Below are 25,536 nucleotides of genomic sequence, written 5' to 3'. Positions count from 1 at the left end.
TCCCGAACCATGACCTCACCGGAATCCGCCGAAACCCCTTCCGTGCCCCGGCAGGGACGCACAGCGACGCTTGCCGAGATCGCGCGGGCGGCGGGTGTGTCCGCGCCAACAGTTTCGAAAGTTCTCAACGGCAGGGCCGACGTGGCCCCAGCCACCCGCTCGCGCGTCGAACGCCTGCTGCGCAGCCACGGTTACCGCAGGCGTCGCGCGGACGCCTCCCGGTCCCCGCTGATCGAACTCGTCTTCCACGAGCTGGAGAGCGCCTGGGCCATGGAGGTCATCCGCGGCGTCGAGCGAGCCGCGCGCCGCGCCGGCCTGAGCGTGGTGCTCTCCGAGAGCGCCGGACGTCACACGCCGGGCGGCAGCTGGGCGGACCAGGTGGCCGCGCGGCGGCCGCACGGCGTGATCCTGGTCCTGTCCGGGCTCGACGAGGGTCAGCGCACGCTGCTGACCAGCCGGTCGATCCCGTTCGTGGTGATGGACCCGGCCGGCGACCCGGGGGCGGAGGTGCCCTCGGTGGGCGCCACCAACTGGCAGGGCGGCCTCTCCGCCACCCGCCACCTGGTGGAGCTCGGCCACACCCGGATCGGGGCCATCAGCGGCCCCACCCGGATGATGTGCGCCCGCGCCCGCGTGGACGGCTACCGGGCCGCCCTGGAGACCGCGGGGCTGGCCGTCGACCCCGGTCTGATCCTGGACGGCGACTTCCACCACGAGGCGGGCTACCGGCTCGGCCTGGACCTGCTGCGCCGGGACAACCGGCCCACGGCCGTTTTCGCCGGCAACGACCTGCAGGCGCTGGGCCTCTACGAGGCGGCCCGCGAGCTCGGTCTGCGGATCCCCGACGACCTGAGCGTGGTCGGCTTCGACGACCTGCCGGTGGCCCGCTGGGTGGGTCCGCCGCTGACCACCGTGCGGCAGCCGCTGACCGAGATGGCCGAGGCGGCGACCCGGATGGTCCTCGAGCTGGGGCGCGAGGAGAAGCCGACCGCGGGAGCCCGCATGGAGCTGGCGACGAGCCTGGTGGTGCGCAGCAGCACGGCCCCACCGGCCGTCTGAGAGACCGGAATTCACTGTTCGCCTTCGAAACTTTCGAAAGCTTTTCGGTGGACCTCACGGACCGTGAATTCCGTCCTGACGGCATTCGGACTTATGTTCTGCCCGTGAGTGACAACGAGGGGAACGGGGAGCGTGGCCGGGGGGCCGCCGTCCAGGTGCCGCGCAGGCGCTGGAAGAGGGCCGTGGGATACACGCTCGGGGGAGTGCTGGTGCTCGGCGCCGTGGGGGGCGGCTGGGTCTACCGGCATCTGAACGACAACATCCGCAGCGTCGATCTCGACGCCGCGCTGGGGGACGAGCGGCCGCACGCGCCGGTCGGCATGCCGGTGGGGTCCGGCGGGCCGTCGGCGTCCGCCGCGGCCGGTGAGGGGGCGGGCGGCGGGGCGCTGAACATCCTGGTGCTGGGCACCGATTCGCGTGACGGCGAGGAGAACCGCCGTCTGGGCGGCGGGCCTCCGGGCGGCGCCCGCTCGGACACCGCGATGGTGGTGCACCTGGACGAGGAACGGGCCTCGGCGACGGTGGTCTCCGTCCCGCGCGACACCCTGGTGACCCGCCCGGCCTGTCCGCTGCCGGACGGCGGCACCACGGCCGTCGCGCAGGGCGTGATGTTCAACAGCGCCTACGCCGTGGGCGGTCCGGTCTGCGCGGTCAAGACGGTGGAAGCCATGTCCGGTGTGCCGGTGGACCACTACCTGGAGATCGACTTCGCGGGCTTCGCGGATCTGGTGGACGCGCTGGGCGGCGTGACGGTCGAGCTGGAGCAGCCCATCGACGACGACAAGAGCCACCTCACCGTCGACGCCGGCGTCCAACGCCTGTACGGGGAGGACGCCCTGGCACTGGCCCGCACCCGCCACGGCATCGGCGACGGCGGCGACCTGGGCCGCATAGGCCTGCAGCAGAAGCTGGTGACGGCGCTGCTCGAACAGGTCGCCGAGGCGGACCTGCTGACCGACCCGGTGCGGCTGTACCAGGTGGCGGACGCGGCGACCTCCGGGCTCACCGCGGACACCGGGCTGGACTCGCTGTCCGAACTGGCCGCCTTCGCCCGCACGTTGCGCGACCTCACCCCGGAGGCCGTCCGCACGGTGACCCTCCCGGTGGTCCCCGCCCCCAGCGACCGCAACCGGCTGGTCCCGGACGAACCGGAGGCGGGCGACCTGTGGGCCTCCCTGCTCCCGGGCGCGGAGCCGTTCCCCGATCCGACGCCGACGCCCACACCGACGTCGGCCTCGACGCCGCCTTCGACCGCGGCCCCGTCGTCGTCCCCCTCGTCGCCCCGTCGGGACGTTCCGGTGCAGTGACGTTCCCTCAGGACCCGGCCGCCGGGCCCTGAGGCCAGGTCCTGATCCCGGGCCAGGGGGCGGGCCGGGGCGCCTCACCGGTACGGCAGACACCGTCGCGCGGCGGAGGGCGCGTGGGAGGCGGATGACGGTGGCGGTGGGCGCGAGGTGGGCGGCGGGGGCCGCTGCGGGGAATGCGCGGCGGTAGCCATGGCCGAGGGGCGGCGGGGCCCGTCGCCCGCGCTGCCCGCGCGGGGCGCCCTTTCCCGCGCGGGGCGCGGCTAGGGCGGGGAGGGTGGCGCCGTGCCGCAGGGCGTGACCGTCTGCCTCCCGCGGAGGGTGCCGGCGGTGATCCACGGGGCCTGATCCCCGGCGCCGGGTGGTGACGCCGTCGTCCGGTACCCGACGCCGCTCCGGCGCGCCACGGCCGCTCCGACGGCCGCTCCGGTGCCCGACGGGCCGTCCCGGGCATCGGGGGCCGGCGGCAGGTCTCAGCGGGGGAGCGGGTGCCCCAGGAGCATCGTGGGGGCGCCCGCGACCCGGGTCAGGAAGACCGTGACCGCGTTCCGCCCCTGCGGCTTGGGAAGCGCCTTGCGGCGCAGCTCCTCCGGCTCGACCGCCGACCCGCGCTTCTTCACGGTGAGCGTGCCGACCTGCCGCTCCCGCAGGAGGGCCTTCAGCTTCTTGACGTTGAAGGGCAGCGTGTCGGTGATCTCGTACCCCGTGGCGTACGCGGTGGGCCGCGGCTCGTCGGCGGTGACGAAGGCGATGGTCTCGTCGATCAGCCCGCCGCCGACCTCCTCGGCGACCTCGGCGACCAGGTGCGCGCGGATCACCGCGCCGTCCGGCTCGTACAGGTACCGGCCGACCGGCCGGACCTCCGGGTCGGGCAGCCCCCGGCCGAGCAGCCGGCGCGGGCCGGGCAGCAGCGTGGCGCACACCGCGCCCGGGCGGGCCGTCTCGCCGAACCAGAGGACCGCCTCCTTGACGTCACCGCCGTCCGAGATCCACTCCGCCTCGGCGTCCTCGGGCACCGCCTCGTGCGGGATGCCGGGGGCCACCTTCAGCGCGGCGGCCCGCGAGGCGCCGCGGGCGGCCCCGACCGCCCAGGAGAGCGGCGGGGAGTAGGCCTCCGGGTCGAAGATCCGGCCCCGGCCGCCGCGGCGCGCCGGGTCCACGAAGACGGCGTCGTACGGGGCGGTGTCGATCTCGGTGACGTCGGCCTCCCGCACCTCGATCAGGCCGGCCAGGCCCAGCGCCTCCGCGTTGGCCCGGGCGACGGCGGCGGTCAGCGGGTCGCGGTCGACGGCCAGGACGCGGACGCCGGCCCGCGCCAGCGCGATCGCGTCGCCGCCGATCCCGCAGCACAGGTCGGCGACGGACCGCACGCCGAGCCCGGCGAACCGCGCGGCCCGGTGCGCGGCCACCGAGGCGCGGGTGGACTGCTCGACGCCGTGCGGGGTGAAGAACATCCGCCGGGCGTCGTCCGCGCCGAACTTCGCGGCGGCGCGGTTGCGCAGACGGGCCTGGGCCAGGGCGGACGACACCAGCCCGGGGGAGTGGTCCCGCCGCAGCCTGGTGGCCACGGCCAGCTCCTCGCCAGGCGTCACGTCCCGCACCTCGTCCAGCAGGGCACGGCCCTCGGCGGTCAACAGCGCCGCGAACGCGGCCGACGGATCAGCGGTCTCACTCACCGCCCCATTGTCCCTGCCCGGGGCCGCGGGACGGTCCCCGCCCCGGGGCCGGAGGAGCCTCGCGAGCCGCCCCGCGCACGTCCGACGGGGGCGGGGCTTCACGCAACCCGCCGAGAAATTGGCACTCCGCTTGACCGAGTGCTAACCCCGGTCATAGTCTCAGCCTTGGCACTCGCCCCCGGTGAGTGCCAACACAGCGACGGGCAGGTCCGGCACCCGCGACGACGGATCGACCTGGTCGCCACCTCAGACAGTTAACCCCGTGAGATCTCCGAAGGGGGAGGTCGGATCGTGACGACCGCCAGCTCCAAGGTTGCCATCAAGCCGCTCGAGGACCGCATCGTGGTCCAGCCGCTCGACGCCGAGCAGACCACGGCCTCTGGCCTGGTCATTCCGGACACCGCCAAGGAGAAGCCCCAGGAGGGCGTCATCCTGGCCGTGGGCCCGGGTCGCTTCGAGAACGGCGAGCGCCTGCCGCTCGACGTCAAGGTCGGCGACATCGTGCTCTACAGCAAGTACGGCGGCACCGAGGTGAAGTACAACGGCGAGGAGTACCTCGTCCTCTCGTCCCGCGACGTCCTCGCGGTCATCGAGAAGTAGTTCACCCCGCTTCGCCGAAGCCTGCTCGACAGATGCTCGCTTCCGCCGAAGCCCGCTTCTCCAAGAAGCATCGAGCTGCGCCCCGGACTCCCGCGCCATAAGCCGGGCGCCGGGGCGCAGTTCGCTTTTTCAAGACTTCGTATTGCTCCGACAGACGGCGATACACCGCATTCTCCCGAGAGGGCTGAACCGCTCCCATGGCGAAGATCCTGAAGTTCGACGAGGACGCCCGTCGCGCCCTCGAGCGCGGCGTCAACAAGCTGGCCGACACGGTCAAGGTGACGATCGGTCCGAAGGGCCGCAACGTCGTCATCGACAAGAAGTTCGGCGCCCCGACCATCACCAACGACGGCGTCACCATCGCCCGCGAGGTGGAGATCGAGGACCCGTACGAGAACCTCGGCGCCCAGCTGGTGAAGGAGGTCGCGACCAAGACCAACGACATCGCCGGTGACGGTACGACCACCGCGACCGTGCTCGCCCAGGCCCTGGTCCGCGAGGGTCTGCGCAACGTCGCCGCCGGCGCCTCCCCGGCCGCCCTGAAGAAGGGCATCGACGCCGCGGTGAAGGCCGTGTCCGAGGACCTCCTGGCGACCGCCCGCCCGATCGAGGAGAAGTCCGACATCGCCGCCGTCGCCGCGCTGTCCGCCCAGGACAAGCAGGTCGGCGAGCTCATCGCCGAGGCGATGGACAAGGTCGGCAAGGACGGTGTCATCACCGTCGAGGAGTCCAACACCTTCGGTCTGGAGCTGGACTTCACCGAGGGCATGGCCTTCGACAAGGGCTACCTGTCCCCGTACTTCGTGACGGACCAGGAGCGCATGGAGGCCGTCCTCGAGGACCCGTACATCCTCATCAACCAGGGCAAGATCTCCTCCATCCAGGACCTCCTGCCGCTGCTCGAGAAGATCATCCAGTCGAACGCCTCGCGTCCGCTGCTGATCATCGCCGAGGACGTCGAGGGCGAGGCCCTGTCGACCCTGGTCGTCAACAAGATCCGCGGCACGTTCAACGCCGTCGCGGTCAAGGCCCCGGGCTTCGGCGACCGCCGCAAGGCGATGCTCCAGGACATGGCCGTCCTCACGGGCGCCCAGGTCATCGCCGAGGAGGTCGGCCTCAAGCTCGACCAGGTCGGCCTCGAGGTGCTCGGCTCCGCGCGCCGCGTGACCGTCACCAAGGACGACACCACCGTCGTCGACGGCGCCGGCTCCTCCGAGGACGTCCACGGCCGCGTCGCCCAGATCAAGGCCGAGATCGAGTCCACGGACTCCGACTGGGACCGCGAGAAGCTCCAGGAGCGTCTCGCGAAGCTGGCCGGCGGCGTGTGCGTGATCAAGGTCGGCGCCGCCACCGAGGTGGAGCTGAAGGAGAAGAAGCACCGTCTGGAGGACGCCATCTCCGCGACCCGCGCCGCGGTCGAGGAGGGCATCGTCTCCGGTGGTGGCTCCGCGCTGGTCCACGCCGCCAAGGTCCTCGAGGGCAACCTCGACAAGTCCGGCGACGAGGCCACCGGTGTCTCCGTCGTCCGCCGCGCGGTCGTCGAGCCGCTGCGCTGGATCGCCGAGAACGCGGGCCTCGAGGGCTACGTGATCGTCTCCAAGGTCCAGGAGATGGACAAGGGCCAGGGCTACAACGCCGCCACCGGCGAGTACGGCGACCTGGTGAAGTCCGGCGTCATCGACCCGGTCAAGGTCACCCGCTCCGCCCTGGAGAACGCCGCCTCCATCGCCTCCCTGCTCCTCACGACCGAGACCCTGGTCGTCGAGAAGAAGGAAGAGGAAGAGGCCCCGGCGGGCCACGGCCACAGCCACGGCCACTCCCACTGAGCCACCCCGCTCTCCCACCGAGGCCCGGCCTCCCGCTCCCCGCGGGACGCCGGGCCTCGGCGCGTGGCCGACCTGCGCGTTCCCGAGCTGCGCCGAAGGGGTGATACCAGGCGGAAGCCCGCCACTGACAGCTTCCGTTCGCGGCCGGCTCCCAGGAGAGCTCGGCGTACTCCTGAGCGTGCGGTGGCTGCCCGGCGGCGACGACGACCCGGGTCCGGGGAGTGTCCGGGGGGAACCCGATCACCTGTCGCGATCCCGAAGTGGTCTTGCGTCGCTCGCTGTTGCCGACGTGGGTCAGAACCGGGCCGCCTCCACGATCGCGTCGAGGCAGCCCGGGCAGAGGGATTCGTCCTCGACGGGCCGGAACATCATCGGGACGTCGTGGCGGGTGCCTTCGCACTCGCGGAGCGGCGACGGCTTCGGGGGAGTCTCCGGCGGCGGGCCGCCCGTGCGGGAGGCGGAGCGCGGCGGCACCTCGGTGAGCAGGTAGCGCAAGAGGCCGCCGGGCCTGAGTACGGGGGCGCCGTCGGTGGGCAGGCCGCGCAGGATGTGGGTGCGGATGTCGCCGGGGGTGTGGCCCGCGGCCAGCCAGCGGGCGGTGAGCCGGGTCAGCTCCGGGCGCATGGCGCGGGGGATGCCGCGGAGCTCCGGATCGAGCATCGGGAACGCTGCGACGAGTGCCCAGGCGAGGTCGAGCGTCTCCTGGGCGCAGTCGGGGGCGGCTTCCTCCTCCCGGGCGGGCGCGGGTTCCGGTACCTGGGCGCATTCGGGCCCCTCGGGCGCGGGCTCCTGTTCCGCAGCCGCAGCCGCAGCCGCAGGGGCATGGTGTGAGCCGGGCCCACCCGCCACGTCCACACCTGCGCGTGCCTCCGCGTCGCCGGCCTCTGCCTCCGCGTTGCCGACCTCTGCGTCCGCGTCCGCTCTGTCGTCCGCGTCCGGTGTCGCCCCCGGATGGTGGGAAGTGTTGCCCAGCTCATTCGTATTGCGGAGGGAAGGACCGTCGGTCGGCGGGGTGGTCGGCCCACCGGCGGCCGGAGGACGGCCACTCGGCGCCACCTGCGGCGACACCCGGTGAATGGTGTCCCTCCCCTGCGTCGGCAGGGCGGCGAGGAACTTGTCCGCCTCGGCCGCCCGTAGCGGCACGCTGGAGACGAGCTGCCGGGTGGCCCAGCGCCCGCGCTCGATCTGCACGCGCCGCTCGTGGACGTAGCCCTCGGCGATGAGCTGACGCTTGGCGGTGGTGAAGGCCGACCCGCCGATGCGGGCGCGCTTCGCGGTCTCCGACAGCGTCTCCGCCGCCCCGGGCGGAAGGGAGAGCTGCCAGGTCAGGACGCGAGCCGCGTCCGAGGACAGCCGTGGGTGCCGGATGATCTCGTTGGCGAGCTGGGTGAACGCGCGCGTGGGCGCGATAAAGTTGCGGCAGATCACCGTGGGAGCCTCTTTCCCGTCGTGGTTCAGGCCCTCGCGGACGGGTGCAACCGTCCCGGGGGCCGTTCTCTTGTGCGCCAACCGAACCCGGCCTGGGGCAGGTTGACGAGACGACGCTACTGCACAGTGCGTAGTGCTTAGGGTGCGTTCGGTGAATATGCCCGAGTCTGGGGCGCTTTCCCGCGGCTGATTCACTCCCAGGGGTAACGCCCGCTCCAGGCCCACCGCTTCAGCGGGCGGAGCGGGCGTCGGGCTACGCGCCCGCCAGGCGGAGGTGCCACCAGGGGCGCGGTGAGGCGGGGAGCGGCCGGCGGTGGGCGGCCGCCGGGTCCGGGAGGGTGCGGCGTTCGAACTCGGCGTCGAGCGCGGCCACGATGCGGGCCAGCTGGCGGCGCGGGCCGGACGGCAGGGCATGGAGGAGGGATTCCACGTCGTCCCGCGCCTGGACCGGGTCGCAGCACGGGCAGTCGCCGGGGGGTACGTAGAGCCACCGGCCGGGGCGGCGCAGGAAGGCCTCGTAGGTCAGCAGCGCCTCGGTGAGGAAGCCGGGTGAGAACCTCCGCGCTTCGAGGCGTCGGACGGCTGTCTCGGCGTCCCTCCGCAGGCCGGGGACGCGGCTGAAGGGGCGGGTCCGGACGGAGGCGGACCAGGTGCGGGCGCGGACGGCGCCGGGCGGCCTACGCGGCATCGCCCTTTCGGGTCGGAGTCATGGCCGCATGGTGACACGGTCTCGGCTGCGGAATCCTCCGGTTTTCCGGCTGGTCGCCCCGGCCGCAGATTCGATGAACGTCTATGTTGACGTTCGTCGAATCACTCTGCCATGCTGGATCTGTCAAGAGATCGATGTCTGTCGATATGAGGAGTGCTCGGCCATGTCTTCCCTGCGTACCGCTCTTGCCGCCGCCCGCGTGCGCCGCACCACCGCGGACCTGGTCCGGGTCAGCTACTCGGAGCGCACCGGCGAGGTCTGCACCCGGTCGTGCCGCGCGGAGGCGGCCCGGGAACGCGCCATGACGCTCGCGCTCAGATTCCACTGACCGCCCGCGTCGCCCGCTCGCGCACGTTCCGTCACCCACCGCCCGCACCCGCAGCACCTGGAGTCGTCATGACCGAGCAGCAGCTTCCCGTCGTCGTCATCGGAGCCGGCCCCGTCGGCCTGGCTGCCGCCGCGCACCTCACCGGGCGCGGGCTCACCCCGCTCGTGCTGGAGGCGGGGGAGGCCGCCGGGGCGGCGGTGCGGGAGTGGGCCCACGTGCGGCTCTTCTCCACCTGGAGCGAGCTGGTGGACGCCGAGGCCGAGAAGCTCCTCGCCCCCACGGGCTGGACCCGCCCGGACCCCACCACCTACCCCGCCGGCGGCGACTGGGCCGAGCGGTACCTGCGGCCGCTGGCCGACGTCCTGGGCGAGACGGTCCGCTACGGGGCCACCGTCACCGGGGTCTCCCGCGTCGGCCGGGACCGGGTGGTCGACGCCGAGCGCGAGGACCAGCCGTTCACCGTGCACGTCACCCACGCCGACGGCAGCGAGGAGCGGCTCCTGGCCGCCGCGGTGATCGACGCCTCCGGCAGCTGGACCCTGCCCGGCCCGGCCGGCGGCGACGGCCTGCCCGCCCCGGGGGAGAAGGCCGCCGCGGACCGCGTCGCCTACCGCGTGCCCGACCTGAACGACCCCGCGGCGCGCGCCCGGTACGCAGGCCGCCGCACCGCCGTGATCGGCTCCGGCGCCTCGGCCTTCACCGCCCTCGCCGCCCTCGCCGAGCTGGCCCGGGCCGAGGACGGCGCCGGCACGCACGCCACCTGGATCCTGCGCCGTGGCATCTCCGGCTCCACCTTCGGCGGCGGCACCGCCGACCAGCTCCCCGCCCGCGGCGCCCTCGGCCTCGCCGCCAAGGCCGCCGTGGAGCAGGGCCACGCCTCCGCCGTCACCGGCTTCCGCACCGCCTCCGTCGAGCGCGACGGCGACGGGCGCCTCGTGCTCACCGCCGAGGACGGCCGCCGCCTCGACGCCGTCGACGAGGTGATCGTCCTGACCGGGCTCCGTCCCGATCTGTCGTTCCTCTCCGAGATCCGCCTCGGCCTCGACGAACGACTGCAGGCCCCCGTCGAGCTGGCCCCGCTGATCGACCCCAACCAGCACTCCTGCGGCACGGTCTACCCGCACGGACACCGCGAACTCGGCCACCCCGAGCGGGACTTCTACATGGTCGGAGCCAAGTCCTACGGCCGCGCCCCGACGTTCCTGGCGCTCACCGGGTATGAGCAGGTCCGCTCGGTGGTCGCCGCGCTGGCCGGCGACACCGAGTCCGCCGACCGCGTCGAACTGGTCCTCCCCGAGACCGGGGTCTGCGGTGGCGCGGGCCTCTTCGACACCCCCGCCGCCGAGTCCAGGGGATCCGCCGAGTCCGCGGAGTTCGCTGAGAGCGGCTGCTGCTCCCCGGCCTCCGCCGTCGTCCAGGCACCGCAGGTCGTCGCGCTCGGCAAGCGCCCGCAGGAGAGCGCGAGCCCGGCCGAAAACGGCGGCGGCTGCTGCGGCTGAGGCCCTAGCCTCCCCGCATGACGATCACGTACGAGTGGCGCGGTGAGGTCGGGGAGGCGGAGCTGGAGGCGTTGCACGCCGCGGCGTTCGGCCGTCCGCCGGGGGAGAGCGGATGGACGGAGCAGCTGCGGCGGCACAGTCTCGGCTGGGTCTGCGCCCGTGACGGCGGGACCCTGGTGGGGTTCGTCAACGCCGCCTGGGACGGCGGCACGCACGCGTTCCTGCTGGACACGGCCGTGGCCCCGGACCGCCAGGGCGAAGGCATCGGTGCCGCCGTGGTCCGCAGGGCGGCCGACGAGGCCAGGGGCGCGGGGTGCGGGTGGCTCCACGTCGACTTCGAGGAGCCGCTGCGGACGTTCTACTTCGACGCCTGCGGCTTCCGGACGACCGCGGCGGGACTGCTCGACCTGACGTCCTGAGGACGAACCCGCGGACGCGGCCGCGCGGCGGTGCGGCGGTGCGCGGGGTGAACGCGTGGGGCCGCCTCCTTCCGGAAGAAGGAGGCGGCCCCACGGGTGTCAGCGCGTCACTGCTGCGTGCCCTGCCCCGGCTGCGTGCGCTCGCGCATCTTGCGCAGCAGTTCACGCTTCTGCTCGGCGGCCGTCTGCCGGCTGTTCGAGCTCGCGGTGACGGAGGCCTGCTGGTCGGAACGGGACAGCTTCTTGCGCTGTCCGCCGACGCCGAGCATGTCGTTGCGTCGGTTGGCCATGGGGATCCCCATCGGTGAGTGGTGGGCTGCAACACGGCTGGGTCATGACGCCCACCGGAATCGGAACTGCCCCGGCTGCCCGTAGCCTAACCGGCCCCGTCGCGGGACCGCCCTTCGTGCGGGACCGCCCGCTCCGGACGGGGCCTCAGCGGCCGGGGCCGTACTTGCGGCCCGCCGAGGAGGAGACGCCGCCGAGCAGGTTGCGCGGGACCAGCTTGGTCAGGCCGAGCAGGGCCTTGTAGCGGGGGTCCGGGATGGAGACGGTCCGGCCGCGTGCGAAGTCGTCCAGCGCCGCGGTGACGACCTTGTCGGCGTCCAGCCACATCCAGCCCGGGATGTTGCCGGTGCCCATGCCGGCCCGCTCGTGGAACTCGGTGCGCACGAACCCCGGGCACAGCGCCGTCAGCCGGACGCCGTCGGCGGCCAGGTCGCGGGCCGCGCCCTGGGTGAACTGGACGACCCAGGCCTTGGACGCGCCGTAGGTGCCGCGCGGGACGAAGGCCGCGACCGAGGCCACGTTGATCACACCGCCCCGTCCTCGCTCGCGCATCCCCTCGACCGCCGCTGTGGTCAGCCGCAGCACGGCCTCGCAGTGGACCTTGAGCATCCGCAGCTCGTCGGCGACCGGGACCTCCAGGTAGCGGCCCTTGTTGCCGAAGCCCGCGTTGTTGACCAGCAGGTCCACCGGGTGGCGCCGGTCGGCGAGGCGGACGGCCACCGCGTCGATGCCCTCGTCGGTGGCCAGGTCCGCGGTGAGCACCTCGGCCTCGATGCCGTGCCGGTCGTGGAGTTCGGTCGCCTGCGTGCGCAGCCGCTCGGTGTCCCTGGCCACCAGCACCAGGTTGTGCCCGCGGGCCGCCAGCCGTCGTGCGAAGGCGGCCCCGAGGCCGGCCGTCGAACCTGTGATCAGAGCCGTAGTCATGGGGTCAGGTTATGCAGGCGGTGAAGCGTCCGGGAGGCGGGGCGGCCGGTGGGGAACGCGGGTCAGGAGGACTGCCGCGCCATGTACTTGTGGACGGCCGCGCGCTCCTCATCGGGCAGGTCCTCGCCCGCCTCCAGCAGGCGGGGCAGCAGGGCGCGCTCCAGGGTCAGGGCGCGGAAGCACAGGGCGATCGTCACCTCGTGGTCCGGGCGGCGGACGACCTCCACGGCGTCGCCGGCGCGGACCTCGCCGGGGGTGACCACGCGGAAATAGGCGCCGGGCGCCCCCTTCGCGGTGAAGCGCTTCACCCACTGCGGCTCGGCCATGTGGCCCTGGAAGGTGTTGCAGGGGATCCGGGGCGAGGTGACCTGGAGGACGACGTCCGGCCCGACGCGCCACCGTTCGCCGAGGCGCGCGCCGGAGACGTCGAGGCCGGAGACGGTGAGGTTCTCGCCGAAGACCCCGTTGCGCAGCGGGCGGCCGAGCTCGCGCTCCCACTCGTCCAGGTCCTCGCGGGCGAAGGCGTAGACCGCTTGGTCGTCGCCGCCGTGATGACGCAGTTCGCAGATGGCGTCGCCGGTCACGCCGCTCGCCCCGGTCCCCTTGGGGCCGGGGGCGGAGATCTGGACGGGGCCGTCGACCGGCCGCTTGTCGATGCCGGTCAGGCCGTCGCGCTGGCCCGTGTAGGGGACGGCGGAGGCGGAGCCGAGATTGATCGAGAGGACCTTCATAAGCGGCAACGGTAGCGCCGGTCCCCCAAAGCGGGAGAGAGTTTTTCCCGTCGCACTCCAAGGCTGGCTTATGCTCGGAAGGGTGATCGAAGCTCGTCATCTCCGTGTCCTGCGTGCCGTCGCCGCCACCGGTTCCTTCTCCGCCGCGGCGCGGGAGCTGGGCTGCACCCAGCCGGCCGTGAGCCAGCAGATGAAGGCGCTGGAGTCCTCGGCGGGCACGCCGCTGATCGTCCGCGCCGGGCGGGGCATGCGCCTCACCCAGGCGGGCGAGGCGCTGGTACGCCACGCGGCGGGCATCCTCGCGGGCCTGACCGCCGCGGAGGAGGAGGTCGCCGCGATCGCCGGGCTGAGGGCCGGGCGGGTACGGCTGGTGTCGTTCCCCAGCGGAAGCTCCACCCTGGTGCCGACGGCGCTGGCCGCGCTGCGGGCCGAGCATCCCGGCACCCAGGTGTCGCTGGAGGAGGCGGAGCCGCCGCGTTCGGTGGAGATGCTCCGCGCCGGCGACTGCGACGTGGCGCTGGCCTTCCGGTACGGCCGCGCGGGAGATTCCCCGGAGCCGGGAACGGGGACGGAAACGGGGACCGGACCGGGGACGGGAGCCGACGGCGTCCGAACGCGAACGGGAGCCGGCCAGGCAACGCGGTCCGAGTCGGAGGAGTGGGACGACCTGGTGGTGCGGCCGCTGCTGAGCGACCGCCTGGTGGGTCTGGTGCCCGAGGGGCATCCGCTGGCGGCCGCCGAGTCCGTGGGCATCGGCGAGCTGGCCGGGGAGCCGTGGATCGCGGGCTGCCCCCGGTGCCGGGGGCAGCTGGTGGAGGTGTGCGCCCAGGCGGGCTTCACGCCGCGGATCGACTTCGCGACGGACGACTACCCGGCGGTGGTCGGGCTGGTCGGCGCCGGGCTCGGGGTGGCGGTGCTGCCCCGGCTGGCGGTGGAGGCGGTGCGGGGGCGGGGCGTGCGGGAGGTCCGCGTCGAACCGGCGGTGCGGCGCGAGGTCGTCGCCCTCACCCTCGCCGACCTGGAGCACGTCCCGGCCGTGGCGGCCACCCTCCGCCAGCTGGAGCGCGCGGCGGCCGCCCGGGGCTGAGCCCGGGGGCGCACCCGCACCGCGCCGCGCCCGCACCCGCGCCGCGCCTGCACCGCGCCCGCACCGCAGAAACGTTTCACTCGTGACCGGCGACCGTGCCCCTAGTCGATGCCCTCGCCGTCGCCGTCGGGCCCCATGCCGTGGCCGCCGTGCGCCGCGTGGCCCCCGCGGTCCGGCACCGGCACCAGGCGGTGGCGTGCCCGCCCCATCAGCTCCTCGCGCTCGTCCTCGGTGAGGCCGCCCCAGACCCCGTAGGGCTCGCGTACCGCCAGGGCGTGCGCCGCGCACTCCGCCCGGACCGGGCACCGCATGCACACCTCCTTGGCCGAGTTCTCACGGGCGCTGCGCGCCGCCCCGCGTTCCCCCTCCGGATGGAAGAAGAGCGAACTGTCGACCCCGCGGCAGGCGGCGTGGAGTTGCCAGTCCCACAGGTCCGCGTTAGGACCGGGAAGGCGGGAGAAATCAGCCATGACGTGTCCCCTTGGTGCTGGTTGCCGGTTCGGCGACCGCGTACCCGCGATCAATGAAGATCTACGAACGATCTAAGGAGATGAAAATATGACTCATTGCGAATCTAGTCACAGACACCCGCAAAACGGAAGAAATGGGGCCAATCAGGTCAGACGGCCTGAGGAAAACTTGTGTGCATGCTGTGTGTGACCGAGAGGTGATGACCCCCTCACGTAGAGTGCTGAAGGCGGCCTTTCTCCCCGTAACTCTTTCGAGTGACCGTCGTTGAGAGGGCGAGGCGGTCGACGGAACAAGCGCTCGGGTGGATGATCCGAGAGGCCCACGAAGGATCGACCGCACAGGTGACGATTTCGTACCAGCCTGGAGGCTCAAGGTGACGCGCATCAGCTGCGGAGGGCGGTCATGACTTCCGTCCTCGTCTGTGACGACTCCCCGCTTGCCCGAGAGGCGCTCCGCCGCGCGGTCGCGACCGTGCCCGGCGTCGAGCGCGTGACGACGGCGGCCAACGGCGAGGAAGTCCTCCGCCGCTGGGGTGCCGACCGCTCGGACCTCATTCTCATGGACGTCCGCATGCCCGGCCTGGGCGGTGTCGAGACGGTCCGCCGCCTCCTCTCCGCCGACCCCGGGGCCCGCATCATCATGCTGACGGTCGCCGAGGACCTGGACGGCGTGGCGCTCGCCGTCGCCGCCGGCGCCCGCGGCTACCTGCACAAGGACGCCTCCCGGGCCGAACTGCGCGCCACGGTGACGCAGGCCCTGGCCGACCCGACCTGGCGGCTGGCCCCGCGCCGGCTCCGTTCCGCCGAGATGGGCGCCGCGCCCACGCTCACGGCGCGCGAGATCCAGGTCCTCGAGGGCATGAGCCACGGACGCTCCAACGCCGAGATCGGCCGCGAGCTGTTCCTCTCCGAGGACACGGTCAAGACCCACGCCCGCCGGCTCTTCAAGAAGCTCGGCGCCTCGGACCGGGCCCATGCCGTGGCACTCGGCTTCCGGTGGGGTCTGGTCCGTTAGGACCCGCCGGTGGGTCGCCTCGATGACTGCGTCAGGGCGGGGTACCGGAGATTCCTCCGGCGGACCCCGCCTGCCGCACCCGTGACGGAGACTGCAGAACCTCCTGACGGGTGCCCGATGCTCGTTTCGCCGCGGATGCCGCATCCTTGAGATGTGGAGTTCTCGGGGACGAGTCGGTCGAGCGGAAGGGGAGGGCGCAGCGGATGAGTGCCGGCGCACCTGCTCATAACGCTTCGGTGCACAACCAGGGCCGCGGCGGACCCGCCTCGCGGGCTCCGGTGCACCATGGAGCGATGCGCGACGACGAGACGACGGTGATCGGTGCTCTCGTCCATCGTGCCGTCGACGGGGACGAACAGGCGACGCACGACCTGCTGGCGCGGGTGCACCCGCTGGCCCTGCGCTACTGCCGCACCAGGCTGTCCCGGCTTCCCGGCGACGCCCGCCACTTCGTGGAGGACCTGGCGCAGGAGGTCTGCGTCGCGGTGCTGCTGGCGCTGCCGCGCTACCGGGACACCGGCCGGCCCTTCGAGGCCTTCGTCTGCGCCATCGCCGCCCACAAGGTCGCCGACCTGCAGCGGGCCGCGATGCGCCACCCCGGGTCCACGGCGGTGCCGTCCGACGAGATGCCCGAGCGGCCCGACGACTCGCTCGGTCCCGAGGAGCGCGCGCTGCTCAGCAGCGACGCCGAATGGGCCAAGAAACTGCTGGCCAACCTCCCGGAGAACCAGCGTGAACTGCTGCTGCTCCGCATCGCCGTCGGCCTGACGGCGGAGGAAACCGGCCAGATGTTGGGAATGTCACCCGGTGCCGTCCGGGTCGCCCAGCACCGTGCGCTGAGCCGTCTGCGGGCGCTCGCCGAGCAGTGACGGTCACGGCCTGCGACGGCCGTACCGGCGTTTTCCGGCCACGGCGCGGTTCCTGCCCGGTGCGAGGCGTCCTCGCGCGCGCCGGCCGGTCGCCCGCTCACCCCTCGTAACCGAACGCGGTGCCGCCCTGTCACCCGCCGCGCCCACGAATGGTGGAATGCCGCGCCGCCGGATCCCGTTAGCATGGACATCCGCACCGATCAAGGCCATGGGGAAGGTGTCATGACTGCAAACGTCGACGGAGTGCCCGCCAAATTCGCGACGCTCGGGCTGACCTACGACGACGTGTTGCTGCTACCGGGAGCGTCCGACGTCCTCCCCAACGCGGTCGACACCTCCACCCGGATCTCCCGGAACATCAAGGTGAACATCCCGCTGCTGTCCGCGGCGATGGACAAGGTCACCGAGTCCCGGATGGCCATCGCGATGGCCCGCCAGGGCGGCGTCGGCGTGCTGCACCGCAACCTGTCGATCGAGGACCAGGTCAACCAGGTCGACCTCGTGAAGCGCTCCGAGTCCGGCATGGTGACCGACCCGATCACCGTGCACCCGGAGGCCACCCTCGCCGAGGCCGACGCGCTGTGCGCCAAGTTCCGCATCAGCGGCGTCCCGGTCACCGACCCGGCGGGCAAGCTGCTCGGCATCGTGACCAACCGCGACATGGCGTTCGAGTCCGACCGCACCCGCAAGGTGCACGAGGTCATGACGCCGATGCCGCTGGTCACCGGCACGGTCGGCATCTCCGGCGCCGACGCCATGGAGCTGCTGCGCAAGCACAAGATCGAGAAGCTTCCGCTGGTCGACGAGGCGGGCGTCCTCAAGGGCCTCATCACGGTCAAGGACTTCGTCAAGGCCGAGCAGTACCCGCACGCCGCCAAGGACGCGGAGGGCCGGCTGCTCGTCGGCGCCGCCGTCGGCGCGAGCCCCGAGGCGCTGGAGCGCGCCCAGGCGCTGGCCGCCGCGGGTGTCGACTTCCTCATCGTGGACACCTCCCACGGCCACAACAGCAACGCCCTGAGCTGGATGGCGAAGATCAAGTCCGCGGTGCACGTGGACGTGATCGGCGGCAACGTCGCCACCCGTGACGGCGCGCAGGCGATCATCGACGCCGGCGCCGACGGCGTGAAGGTGGGCGTCGGCCCCGGTTCCATCTGCACCACCCGCGTGGTCGCCGGCATCGGCGTCCCGCAGGTCAGCGCCATCTACGAGGCGTCCCTCGCCGCCCGCTCGGCCGGTGTGCCGGTGATCGGCGACGGCGGCCTGCAGTACTCCGGCGACATCGGCAAGGCCCTGGCGGCCGGCGCGGACAGCGTCATGCTGGGCAGCCTGCTGGCCGGCTGCGAGGAGTCCCCCGGTGAGCTGCAGTTCATCAACGGCAAGCAGTTCAAGTCCTACCGCGGCATGGGCTCGCTCGGCGCGATGCAGTCCCGCGGCCAGGGCAAGTCCTACTCCAAGGACCGCTACTTCCAGGCCGAGGTCAGCTCCGACGAGAAGCTGGTGCCCGAGGGCATCGAGGGCCAGGTGCCCTACCGCGGCCCCCTCTCCAACGTCCTGCACCAGCTGGTCGGCGGTCTGCGCCAGACCATGGGCTACGTGGGCGCGGCGACCATCGGCGAGATGGAGTCCAAGGGCCGGTTCGTCCGGATCACCTCGGCCGGTCTCAAGGAGAGCCACCCGCACGACATCCAGATGACGGTCGAGGCGCCGAACTACAGCGGCCAGATCTGACCCGCGGTACCTGAACAGTTCCTAGAGGGCGGCCCCGCCGGGTGCGGGTGCCGCCCTCTTCGTGGGCGTCGGCGATACTGGATGACGCCTGACAAGCAGAGGGAAAGGCCACAGACGTGACTGAGATCGAGATCGGGCGCGGCAAGCGCGGCCGCCGGGCGTACGCCTTCGACGACATCGCCGTCGTCCCGAGCCGCCGTACGCGGGACCCGCAGGAGGTCTCGATCGCCTGGCAGATCGACGCCTACCGCTTCGAGCTGCCGTTCCTGGCCGCGCCGATGGACTCGGTCGTCTCCCCGGCCACCGCCATCCGCATCGGCGAGATGGGCGGCCTCGGCGTCCTCAACCTCGAGGGCCTGTGGACCCGGTACGAGGACCCGCAGCCGCTGCTCGACGAGATCGCCGAGCTGCCCGCCGAGGCGGCCACCCGCCGCCTCCAGGAGGTCTACGCCGCCCCGATCAAGGAAGAGCTGATCGGGCAGCGCATCAAGGAGGTGCGCGACGCCGGTGTGGTGACCGCCGCGGCGCTCTCCCCGCAGCGCACCGCCGAGTTCTCCAAGACGGTCGTGGACGCCGGCGTGGACATCTTCGTGATCCGCGGCACCACGGTGTCGGCGGAGCACGTGTCCTCCTCGCACGAGCCGCTCAACCTCAAGCAGTTCATCTACGAGCTCGACGTGCCGGTCATCGTCGGCGGCTGCGCCACCTACACGGCCGCGCTGCACCTGATGCGCACCGGTGCGGCCGGAGTGCTGGTCGGCTTCGGCGGCGGCGCCGCGCACACCACGCGCAACGTGCTGGGCATCCAGGTGCCGATGGCCACCGCGGTCGCCGACGTGGCGGCGGCGCGCCGGGACTACATGGACGAGTCCGGCGGCCGGTACGTGCACGTGATCGCGGACGGCGGCGTGGGCTGGTCCGGCGACCTGCCCAAGGCCATCGCCTGCGGCGCGGACTCCGTCATGATCGGCTCCCCGCTGGCGCGCGCCACCGACGCGCCGGGCCGCGGCCACCACTGGGGCATGGAGGCCGTCAACGCCGAGCTGCCGCGCGGCAAGAAGGTCGCCCTGGGCACCGTGGGCACGCTGGAGGAGATCCTCACCGGTCCCTCGCACTCGCCGGACGGGTCGATGAACTTCTTCGGCGCGCTGAAGCGGGCCATGGCCACGACGGGCTACAGCGAGCTCAAGGAGTTCCAGCGCGTCGAGGTGACGGTCGGGGACTCCCAGCACCGCCGCTGACCGCCGCACGCGTCACGCAACGAGGGCCCGCCCCCGGTCGATTCCGGTGGGCGGGCCCTCGTCGCGTGACGGCCGGCAGGCTCAGTCGTCGCCGAACTTCTTGGCGACGCTGAACGCGGCGAAGCCGCCGAAGGCGATGAACGCGATGGTCAGGAGGTCGAGATTCTCGCTCCAGACCTCCTGGATGATGCCGAAGTTCCCGGTCAGGACCTCGAAGAAGTTGGCGCCGAGCAACGTCGTCTGGTCCGCGGCGCTGACGGAGTAGCCGATCAACTGGCCGAGGTAGACGGCGCCCAGGGAGACGATCGCGCCGATGATCGCGGTCACCGGGTTGCCACCGGCGACCTTGCCGCTGACCAGGCCGACCAGCGCGCCCACGCCCACCGCGGCGTAACCGACCTCCACCTCGGCCTTGCCCATGATCATCCCGTAGATCACCGCGGCCACCAGGCCGGTGACCAGGGCGGCCACGGCGCCCAGCGCCAGCTTGCCGCCGGAGGGCAGCGCGGGAATCGCGGGGGCGGTGTAGGACGGCGCCGCCGGGCCGGCACCGGGGTAGGCCTGCGGCGCACCCTCGGGGGCGCCGTACGGAGCGCCCTGCGGCGGGCCCTGCGGCGGGACGCCCGGGGCGGCCGCGTACGGGTTGTTCTGGGCCGGCTGCTGCGGCGGAGTTGGCTGCGTCATGACGTTCCCCCGGGGATACGAGCGGGTGTGCGAGGACTCGGCAGAGTAGCAGTGGAGCCGCTTCACCTTCGAGGGATTCCGGCCACCGGTCGCCCGACCGCCCCGCGGCAGCCGTCAGAGCCGGTGAGCCGCACCGGTCGGCGTCGCCCCCCTGGTGTCCAGCAGCAACTGGGCCTTCACCGCGAGACTCTGCAGGTCGTAGGCCCGGTGCTGCTGGAGGAGGACGGTCAGGTCCGCGTTGGCCGCGGCCTCCAGGAGCGAGTCGGCGCGCGGCACGGGCCGGTCGTGAACGCGCCATTCGCCGACGTAGGGGTCGTGGAAGACGACCTGTGCGCCCAGCTCGCCCAGGTGCACGGCGATCTCCTCGGCGGGGGAGCGATGCGCGTCGTCGAGGTCGGGCTTGTAGGTGACCCCCAGCAGCAGGACCCGTGCGCCGCGGGCGGACTTGCCGTGCTCGTTGAGCAGGGCGGCGGCCCGCCGGGCGACGTACCGGGGCATGTCGGCGTTGACCCGCCGGGCGAGGTCCACCATGCGCAGGGCGGGCGCGGCGTGGCCGGCGGGCTGCGCGGTCAGGTCCCGGGGGAGGCCGTGACCGCCGACGCCGGGGCCGGGGCGGAAGGCGTGGAAGCCGAACGGTTTGGTCTCGGCGCAGCGGATCACGTCCCACAGGTCGACGCCCAGGTCGTGGCAGAGCGCCGCCATCTCGTTGACCAAGGCGATGTTGACGTGCCGGAAGTTGGTCTCGAGCAGCTGCACCGTCTCGGCCTCGCGCAGGCCGCGGGCGCGCACCACCCGGTCGGTGATCCGGGAGTAGAAGGCGAGGGCGGACTCGGTGCAGGCCGGGGTGAGGCCGCCGACCACGGTCGGGGTGTTGGCGGGCGTCCAGGTGCGGCTGCCGGGGTCCACACGGCTGGGGGAGTAGGCGAGGTGGAAGTCCCGGCCGGCCGCCAGGCCGGAACCCTCCTCCAGCAGGCGGCGCAGCAGGCCCTCGGTGGTCCCCGGGTGGACCGGCGACTCCAGGATCACGGTGGTGTGCGGGTGCAGCCGGGCGGCCAGGGTGCGGGCCGCGGCGGTCAGCTCCGTCAGGTCGAGCCCGCCGTCGGGGGCCTCGGTGACGGGGGCGCAGATGACGGCGGTGCGGACCTTGGCGAGCTCGTCGGGGCTGGTGGTGGGGCGGAAGCCGCGGGCCAGCATGCGGCGGAGTTCGGCGGCGGTCAGGGAACCGGAGTCCGGTCCGAAGCGGTAGCCGAGCGTACGGACACCTGCGGCGACGGCGGCCTGGGCCAGCGGCAGGCCGAGCGGTCCGAGTCCGATGACGGCGAGATCTGCGGGCATGGGTGGGCCGTCCTTCCCGATAGCCGGAGGGGGACAGGTGCGCCACCCGGGAGATCCCTCCGGCCGAGCGGGACCGGCGGTCCGGGGGATATCCCCCGATGTGAACGCACTGTCAGACTAGGAGTAAATATGACCGTTATGCGGGATTGTGGGCGACGTGCGCGTGTTGATCACGCGGATCAGCCTCAGGAGTGACGGGCCGCCGGTGACGTGCGGCGATGCCGGGAAGGTTGTCCACAGGCCGGGGACGGGTGGTGGCCGATCCGCAGCCGGGCGGTGAGAATCGATCAGCACGGGTGACCCACCCAGTTCGACCGGCAACACGACCACAGCGTGGGAGGCAGCGGTGAGGACAGCGACACTCGGGCCGGAGCAGCGTGACGAGTCCCTGGCGGCCCTGGCCGAGCGGGAACTGGACGTCCTGGTCGTCGGGGGAGGGGTGGTCGGGGCCGGCACCGCGCTGGACGCGGCGACCCGCGGGCTGGTGACGGGCCTGGTCGAGGCGCGGGACTGGGCCTCGGGCACCTCCAGCCGCTCCAGCAAGCTCGTCCACGGCGGGCTGCGCTACCTGGAGATGCTGGACTTCGCCCTGGTCAGGGAGGCGCTGAAGGAGCGCGGCCTGCTCCTGGAGCGGCTGGCGCCCCATCTGGTGAAACCGGTGCCCTTCCTCTACCCGCTCCAGCACAAGGCCTGGGAGCGCGCCTACGCGGGGACGGGCGTGGCGCTCTACGACGTCATGTCCCTGGCCCGCGGCCACGGCAGGGGCCTGCCCGGCCACCGTCACCTGACCCGCCGTCACGCGTTGCGCGTCGCGCCCTGCCTGCGCAAGGACGCGCTGACCGGCGCCCTGCAGTACTACGACGCCCAGATGGACGACGCGCGCTACGTCGCCACGCTGGTGCGCACGGCCGCCGCCTACGGCGCCCAGGTCGCCAACCGGACGCGGGTGACCGGGTTCCTGCGCGAGGGCGAGCGGGTGGTGGGTGCCCGGGTGACGGACCTGGAGGGCGGCGGCGAGTACGAGATCCGCGCGCAGCAGATCGTCAACGCCACCGGCGTGTGGACGGACGACACCCAGGCGATGGTCGGCGAGCGGGGCCAGTTCCACGTCAAGGCGTCCAAGGGCATCCATCTGGTCGTCCCCAAGGACCGCATCCACTCCGCGACGGGGCTGATCCTGCGGACCGAGAAGTCCGTGCTCTTCGTCATCCCCTGGGGCCGGCACTGGATCGTGGGCACCACCGACACCGAGTGGAGCCTCGACAAGGCGCACCCGGCCGCCTCCAGCGCCGACATCGACTACCTGCTGGAGCACGTCAACTCGGTGCTGTCGGTGCCGCTCACCCGTGACGACGTGGAGGGCGTCTACGCCGGTCTGCGGCCGCTGCTGGCCGGCGAGTCGGAGGCCACCAGCAAACTGTCCCGGGAGCACACGGTGGCCCATCCGGTGCCGGGCCTCGTGGTGGTGGCCGGCGGCAAGTACACGACGTACCGGGTGATGGCCAAGGACGCGGTCGACGCCGCGGTGCACGGGCTGGACCGCAGGGTCGCGCCCTGCGTGACCGAGGAGATCCCCCTGGTGGGCGCCGAGGGCTACCGGGCGCTGTGGAACGCCCGGGCGCGGATCGCGGCCCGCACCGGCCTGCACGTGGTGCGGGTGGAGCACCTGCTGAACCGCTACGGCTCGCTGGCCGAGGAGGTGCTGGAGCTGATCGCCCAGGACCCGTCGCTGAGCATGCCGCTGGGCGGCGCGGACGACTATCTGCGGGCCGAGGTGGTGTACGCGGCCACCCACGAGGGGGCGCTGCACCTCGACGACGTGATGACCCGGCGGACGCGCATCTCCATCGAGACCTTCGACCGGGGCACCCGCAGTGCGCGGGAGGCGGCGGAGCTGATGGCGCCGGTCCTCGGCTGGGACGAGGAGAAGAAGGAACGGGAGATCGAGCACTACGAGAAGCGGGTGGAGGCGGAGCGGGAGTCGCAGCGGCAGCCGGACGACCTCACGGCCGACGCCGCACGGCTCGGAGCGCCCGACATCGTCCGTTCCTGAGCGGGAACCGCGCGGGCCCGAAGAAGAGTGGAGAGGGTGGCCGGGTGCGTGGGTAGACGTGTGGTGGCAGCCCGTCATCGGGTAAGCACGGCACACGGGTTCACCGGGCACCCGGCGACCCGCCCGCTGGTCGGGTGAGGGACAATGGAGGCTCTGTCAGGGCGGGTTGCATGAGGGGACGCATGTCGGAGACGGAGCGGGCGGGGACACCTCGTCAGGACAGGACCGGACGTCTCCTCGCCGGTCGTTACCGGCTGGAGTCGGTCGTCGGCCGAGGCGGCATGGGCACGGTCTGGCGGGCCAAGGACGAGACGCTGGGCCGGACGGTCGCGGTCAAGGAACTGCGGTTCCCGGTCAGCATCGACGACGACGAGAAGCGCAGGCTGATCACCCGGACACTGCGCGAGGCCAAGGCGATCGCGCGCATCCGCAACACCAGCGCGGTGACGGTCTACGACGTGGTCGACGAGGACGACCGCCCGTGGATCGTGATGGAGATGGTCGACGGCAAGTCCCTCGCCGAGGTGATCCGCGAGGACGGCACGCTCAACCCCCGCCGCGCCGCCGAGGTCGGCCTCGCCGTCCTGGACGTGCTGCGCTCCGCGCACCGCGAGGGCATCCTGCACCGTGACGTGAAGCCGTCCAACGTGCTGATGTCCGAGGACGGCCGGGTGGTCCTCACCGACTTCGGCATCGCCCAGATCGAGGGCGACCCCTCGCTCACCTCCACCGGCATGCTGGTCGGCGCGCCCTCCTACATCTCCCCGGAGCGCGCCCGTGGGCACAAGCCGGGGCCCGCCGCCGACCTGTGGTCGCTGGGCGGCCTGCTGTACGCCGCGGTCGAGGGCGTGCCGCCGTACGACAAGGGCTCCGCCATCGCCACGCTCACCGCGGTGATGACCGAACCGGTCGACGAGCCGCGCCACGCCGGGCCGCTGCGCGAGGTCATCTTCGGACTGCTGGAGAAGGACCCCGCCAAGCGGCTGGACGACGCCAAGGCGCGGGCACTGCTCGGCGCGGTGGTCTCCGGGACGGCGGCCGAGGCCGAGTCCACCCCCGTGGACGCCGTGCGGACCGTCCCGCTGCCCGAGGAGCGCAAGGGCTCGGCCGCGCTGCCCGTCACCGGCACCACGCCGCGGCCCGCCGCCGGACCGGGCGCGAGGGCGGCCGGAGCCGCAGGCGCCGCCGGGGCGGCCGCGGGTGCCGCCGCCGGAGCCGCGTCCACGCCGACCGGCACGCCCGCCGCGTCCTCCGCGTCCGGCGCCTCCTCCGCGTCCTCCGCGTCCGGTGCGTCCTCCGCCTCCGGTGGTGCGGCCTCGGTGCCGGGTCCGGCCGCGACGCCGACCGACACCCCGGCCGCCCGTCCGGGCTGGCCCCTGATGAGCACGCCCTCCGACATGGCGGACCGGCCCGCCCCGTCCGGGCCCGTGAAGCCCCGCGGCTCGCTGGGCGACGTGTTCTCCCGACAGTCGGTGCTGGTCGCCGTCGCCGTGGTGGCGGCCCTCGTGCTGCTGATCGCCGTGCTCGTCAACACGCTCGGCGGGGACTCGGAGAAGTCCGGCGGGGGCGGCGTGGCCGCCAGCGGCGAGCCCGATCCGGGCGGGAGGAAGAGCGGTTCCGCCGACGCCTCCGACGAGCCCGGCGACACCGCCTCCTCGGGCGCCGACGACGGAGCGAAGGACGACAAGGGCGGCAAGGCCGACGACAAGGGCGAGGACAAGGGCGGCGAGGACAAGGGCAAGGGGTCCGGCAAGAGCGACGACCTCCTGAAGACGACCACCTACCGGGCGGCGCAGGGGTACACCGTCGGCCTCCCCTCCGGCTGGCGCTACCGCTCCACATCCCCGGCCGGTGACCGTTTCTCCGGCCCCGACGGCCAGCAGCTGCTGATCGGCTGGACCAGCACCCCCAAGGACGACGCGGTCGCCGACTGGAAGCAGCTGGAGAAGTCCATGGTGCGCGACCAGTATCGGCGGATCCGGATAGCGGGGGTGGACTACCGCGGCTGGGAGGCGGCCGACTGGGAGTTCACCTACGTCGACGGGAGCGGCACCAAGCAGCGCACCGTCGACCGCGGCTTCGTGGTGAGTCCGACCCAGGGCTACGCGCTCATGTACACGACGCCGGCCGCCGACTGGGACGGCGAGCTGCGCAAGAAGACCTGGGCCACCCTGGCAGCCACCTTCAAGCCGAAGTCCTGAGCGCGCAGAATCGTGGCACGGCCGGATGTCGCATCCGAGCGGCATGTGTCGGCCATGGCACG

Annotated in this window: 23 protein-coding genes; 14 read left to right on the top strand and 9 right to left on the bottom strand. The window is 72.9% G+C overall.

Annotated features, from left to right (window positions below):
• Window positions 1-9 precede the first annotated feature (9 nt).
• Both ACFRAV_RS13855 and ACFRAV_RS13850 read left to right on the top strand, forming a co-directional pair.
• Window positions 10-1,059, top strand: a complete 1,050-nt coding sequence (locus ACFRAV_RS13855) for a LacI family DNA-binding transcriptional regulator (protein WP_351110629.1) — start codon at window positions 10-12, stop codon at window positions 1,057-1,059.
• A gap of 104 nt (window positions 1,060-1,163) precedes the next feature.
• The gene (locus tag ACFRAV_RS13850; protein WP_382554883.1) at window positions 1,164-2,366 is read left to right on the top strand and encodes an LCP family protein; all 1,203 of its coding nucleotides are present in this window, start codon (window positions 1,164-1,166) and stop codon (window positions 2,364-2,366) included.
• A gap of 470 nt (window positions 2,367-2,836) precedes the next feature.
• Here ACFRAV_RS13850 and ACFRAV_RS13845 read toward each other — a convergent pair whose 3' ends face one another.
• Window positions 2,837-4,039: a methyltransferase domain-containing protein gene (locus tag ACFRAV_RS13845; protein WP_382554880.1), complete on the bottom strand. Its 1,203-nt coding sequence runs from the start codon at window positions 4,037-4,039 to the stop codon at window positions 2,837-2,839.
• Between the two features lie 291 nt (window positions 4,040-4,330).
• Between ACFRAV_RS13845 and groES the strand changes: the two genes are divergently transcribed.
• Together groES and groL are read left to right on the top strand one after the other, a co-directional pair.
• Entirely contained in the window at window positions 4,331-4,639 is a 309-nt protein-coding gene (gene groES / locus ACFRAV_RS13840; protein ID WP_031477499.1) for a co-chaperone GroES, read from the top strand.
• 197 nt (window positions 4,640-4,836) lie between these two features.
• Window positions 4,837-6,465, top strand: coding sequence for a chaperonin GroEL (gene groL, locus ACFRAV_RS13835; protein ID WP_382554878.1), 1,629 nt, complete (start codon window positions 4,837-4,839; stop codon window positions 6,463-6,465).
• A gap of 294 nt (window positions 6,466-6,759) precedes the next feature.
• Here groL and ACFRAV_RS13830 read toward each other — a convergent pair whose 3' ends face one another.
• Both ACFRAV_RS13830 and ACFRAV_RS13825 read right to left on the bottom strand, forming a co-directional pair.
• Window positions 6,760-7,893 (bottom strand): hypothetical protein, encoded by a 1,134-nt coding sequence (locus tag ACFRAV_RS13830; RefSeq protein WP_382554875.1) that lies wholly within the window; start codon window positions 7,891-7,893, stop codon window positions 6,760-6,762.
• 253 nt (window positions 7,894-8,146) lie between these two features.
• Window positions 8,147-8,581, bottom strand: coding sequence for a hypothetical protein (locus tag ACFRAV_RS13825; protein WP_382554873.1), 435 nt, complete (start codon window positions 8,579-8,581; stop codon window positions 8,147-8,149).
• A 184-nt stretch (window positions 8,582-8,765) separates the two neighbouring features.
• Between ACFRAV_RS13825 and ACFRAV_RS13820 the strand changes: the two genes are divergently transcribed.
• From ACFRAV_RS13820 to ACFRAV_RS13810, 3 genes are all read left to right on the top strand, one after another.
• Complete coding sequence (locus ACFRAV_RS13820; protein ID WP_382554872.1) at window positions 8,766-8,930, top strand: hypothetical protein; 165 nt, start codon at window positions 8,766-8,768, stop codon at window positions 8,928-8,930.
• 68 nt (window positions 8,931-8,998) lie between these two features.
• Window positions 8,999-10,429 (top strand): NAD(P)-binding domain-containing protein, encoded by a 1,431-nt coding sequence (locus ACFRAV_RS13815; protein ID WP_382554869.1) that lies wholly within the window; start codon window positions 8,999-9,001, stop codon window positions 10,427-10,429.
• A gap of 17 nt (window positions 10,430-10,446) precedes the next feature.
• Window positions 10,447-10,848: a GNAT family N-acetyltransferase gene (locus ACFRAV_RS13810; protein WP_382554866.1), complete on the top strand. Its 402-nt coding sequence runs from the start codon at window positions 10,447-10,449 to the stop codon at window positions 10,846-10,848.
• A gap of 107 nt (window positions 10,849-10,955) precedes the next feature.
• Here the strand turns inward: ACFRAV_RS13810 and ACFRAV_RS13805 are convergent, their stop codons facing one another.
• The 3 genes from ACFRAV_RS13805 to ACFRAV_RS13795 form a co-directional block, all read right to left on the bottom strand.
• Window positions 10,956-11,138: a DUF6243 family protein gene (locus tag ACFRAV_RS13805; protein WP_351110602.1), complete on the bottom strand. Its 183-nt coding sequence runs from the start codon at window positions 11,136-11,138 to the stop codon at window positions 10,956-10,958.
• Between the two features lie 145 nt (window positions 11,139-11,283).
• Window positions 11,284-12,060 (bottom strand): SDR family oxidoreductase, encoded by a 777-nt coding sequence (locus ACFRAV_RS13800; protein WP_351110600.1) that lies wholly within the window; start codon window positions 12,058-12,060, stop codon window positions 11,284-11,286.
• 62 nt (window positions 12,061-12,122) lie between these two features.
• Window positions 12,123-12,791 carry an MOSC domain-containing protein gene (locus tag ACFRAV_RS13795; protein ID WP_382554862.1) on the bottom strand — a complete coding sequence of 223 codons (669 nt, stop codon included), beginning with the start codon at window positions 12,789-12,791 and terminating at the stop codon, window positions 12,123-12,125.
• 82 nt (window positions 12,792-12,873) lie between these two features.
• Here ACFRAV_RS13795 and ACFRAV_RS13790 point away from each other — a divergent pair, with 82 nt between their 5' ends.
• The gene (locus tag ACFRAV_RS13790; protein ID WP_382554860.1) at window positions 12,874-13,878 is read left to right on the top strand and encodes a LysR family transcriptional regulator; all 1,005 of its coding nucleotides are present in this window, start codon (window positions 12,874-12,876) and stop codon (window positions 13,876-13,878) included.
• 101 nt (window positions 13,879-13,979) lie between these two features.
• On the opposite strand, the gene ACFRAV_RS13785 is transcribed toward ACFRAV_RS13790, so the two are convergent.
• Complete coding sequence (locus ACFRAV_RS13785; protein WP_382554858.1) at window positions 13,980-14,348, bottom strand: WhiB family transcriptional regulator; 369 nt, start codon at window positions 14,346-14,348, stop codon at window positions 13,980-13,982.
• A 403-nt stretch (window positions 14,349-14,751) separates the two neighbouring features.
• On the opposite strand from ACFRAV_RS13785, the gene ACFRAV_RS13780 reads away from it, so the two are divergent.
• The 4 genes from ACFRAV_RS13780 (at window position 14,752) to ACFRAV_RS13765 (ending at window position 19,201) form a co-directional block, all read left to right on the top strand.
• Complete coding sequence (locus tag ACFRAV_RS13780) at window positions 14,752-15,363, top strand: response regulator transcription factor (RefSeq protein WP_003948568.1); 612 nt, start codon at window positions 14,752-14,754, stop codon at window positions 15,361-15,363.
• Window positions 15,364-15,656: 293 nt separating this feature from the next.
• Window positions 15,657-16,232: a sigma-70 family RNA polymerase sigma factor gene (locus ACFRAV_RS13775; protein ID WP_108954763.1), complete on the top strand. Its 576-nt coding sequence runs from the start codon at window positions 15,657-15,659 to the stop codon at window positions 16,230-16,232.
• 222 nt (window positions 16,233-16,454) lie between these two features.
• Window positions 16,455-17,960 carry an IMP dehydrogenase gene (gene guaB / locus ACFRAV_RS13770; RefSeq protein WP_382554857.1) on the top strand — a complete coding sequence of 502 codons (1,506 nt, stop codon included), beginning with the start codon at window positions 16,455-16,457 and terminating at the stop codon, window positions 17,958-17,960.
• 116 nt (window positions 17,961-18,076) lie between these two features.
• Window positions 18,077-19,201 carry a GuaB3 family IMP dehydrogenase-related protein gene (locus tag ACFRAV_RS13765; RefSeq protein WP_382554856.1) on the top strand — a complete coding sequence of 375 codons (1,125 nt, stop codon included), beginning with the start codon at window positions 18,077-18,079 and terminating at the stop codon, window positions 19,199-19,201.
• A gap of 81 nt (window positions 19,202-19,282) precedes the next feature.
• Here the strand turns inward: ACFRAV_RS13765 and ACFRAV_RS13760 are convergent, their stop codons facing one another.
• Window positions 19,283-19,885: a hypothetical protein gene (locus ACFRAV_RS13760; protein WP_382554854.1), complete on the bottom strand. Its 603-nt coding sequence runs from the start codon at window positions 19,883-19,885 to the stop codon at window positions 19,283-19,285.
• 114 nt (window positions 19,886-19,999) lie between these two features.
• Window positions 20,000-21,220: a nucleotide sugar dehydrogenase gene (locus ACFRAV_RS13755; RefSeq protein WP_382554852.1), complete on the bottom strand. Its 1,221-nt coding sequence runs from the start codon at window positions 21,218-21,220 to the stop codon at window positions 20,000-20,002.
• Window positions 21,221-21,566: 346 nt separating this feature from the next.
• Here ACFRAV_RS13755 and ACFRAV_RS13750 point away from each other — a divergent pair, with 346 nt between their 5' ends.
• Together ACFRAV_RS13750 and ACFRAV_RS13745 are read left to right on the top strand one after the other, a co-directional pair.
• The gene (locus tag ACFRAV_RS13750; RefSeq protein ID WP_382554850.1) at window positions 21,567-23,273 is read left to right on the top strand and encodes a glycerol-3-phosphate dehydrogenase/oxidase; all 1,707 of its coding nucleotides are present in this window, start codon (window positions 21,567-21,569) and stop codon (window positions 23,271-23,273) included.
• A gap of 182 nt (window positions 23,274-23,455) precedes the next feature.
• Complete coding sequence (locus ACFRAV_RS13745; RefSeq protein ID WP_382554848.1) at window positions 23,456-25,474, top strand: serine/threonine-protein kinase; 2,019 nt, start codon at window positions 23,456-23,458, stop codon at window positions 25,472-25,474.
• Window positions 25,475-25,536 lie beyond the last annotated feature (62 nt).

The sequence above is a fragment of the Streptomyces sp. NPDC056600 genome (assembly GCF_042792855.1).
Taxonomy (GTDB): Bacteria; Actinomycetota; Actinomycetes; order Streptomycetales; family Streptomycetaceae; genus Streptomyces.
Note: the sequence above shows the minus strand (reverse complement) of the source record. Positions and strands in the feature narration are given on the sequence as shown.

Excerpts from the sequence above, each read along its gene's own strand:
- ACFRAV_RS13855 (WP_351110629.1), top strand. The coding sequence starts at position 10 with ATGACCTCACCGGAATCCGCCGAAACCCCTTCCGTGCCCCGGCAGGGA.
- groL (WP_382554878.1), top strand. The coding sequence starts at position 4,837 with ATGGCGAAGATCCTGAAGTTCGACGAGGACGCCCGTCGCGCCCTCGAG.
- ACFRAV_RS13825 (WP_382554873.1), bottom strand. The coding sequence starts at position 8,581 with ATGCCGCGTAGGCCGCCCGGCGCCGTCCGCGCCCGCACCTGGTCCGCC.
- ACFRAV_RS13820 (WP_382554872.1), top strand. The coding sequence starts at position 8,766 with ATGTCTTCCCTGCGTACCGCTCTTGCCGCCGCCCGCGTGCGCCGCACC.
- ACFRAV_RS13815 (WP_382554869.1), top strand. The coding sequence starts at position 8,999 with ATGACCGAGCAGCAGCTTCCCGTCGTCGTCATCGGAGCCGGCCCCGTC.
- ACFRAV_RS13810 (WP_382554866.1), top strand. The coding sequence starts at position 10,447 with ATGACGATCACGTACGAGTGGCGCGGTGAGGTCGGGGAGGCGGAGCTG.
- ACFRAV_RS13805 (WP_351110602.1), bottom strand. The coding sequence starts at position 11,138 with ATGGCCAACCGACGCAACGACATGCTCGGCGTCGGCGGACAGCGCAAG.
- ACFRAV_RS13800 (WP_351110600.1), bottom strand. The coding sequence starts at position 12,060 with ATGACTACGGCTCTGATCACAGGTTCGACGGCCGGCCTCGGGGCCGCC.
- ACFRAV_RS13795 (WP_382554862.1), bottom strand. The coding sequence starts at position 12,791 with ATGAAGGTCCTCTCGATCAATCTCGGCTCCGCCTCCGCCGTCCCCTAC.
- ACFRAV_RS13785 (WP_382554858.1), bottom strand. The coding sequence starts at position 14,348 with ATGGCTGATTTCTCCCGCCTTCCCGGTCCTAACGCGGACCTGTGGGAC.
- ACFRAV_RS13780 (WP_003948568.1), top strand. The coding sequence starts at position 14,752 with ATGACTTCCGTCCTCGTCTGTGACGACTCCCCGCTTGCCCGAGAGGCG.
- ACFRAV_RS13775 (WP_108954763.1), top strand. The coding sequence starts at position 15,657 with ATGCGCGACGACGAGACGACGGTGATCGGTGCTCTCGTCCATCGTGCC.
- guaB (WP_382554857.1), top strand. The coding sequence starts at position 16,455 with ATGACTGCAAACGTCGACGGAGTGCCCGCCAAATTCGCGACGCTCGGG.
- ACFRAV_RS13760 (WP_382554854.1), bottom strand. The coding sequence starts at position 19,885 with ATGACGCAGCCAACTCCGCCGCAGCAGCCGGCCCAGAACAACCCGTAC.
- ACFRAV_RS13755 (WP_382554852.1), bottom strand. The coding sequence starts at position 21,220 with ATGCCCGCAGATCTCGCCGTCATCGGACTCGGACCGCTCGGCCTGCCG.
- ACFRAV_RS13745 (WP_382554848.1), top strand. The coding sequence starts at position 23,456 with ATGTCGGAGACGGAGCGGGCGGGGACACCTCGTCAGGACAGGACCGGA.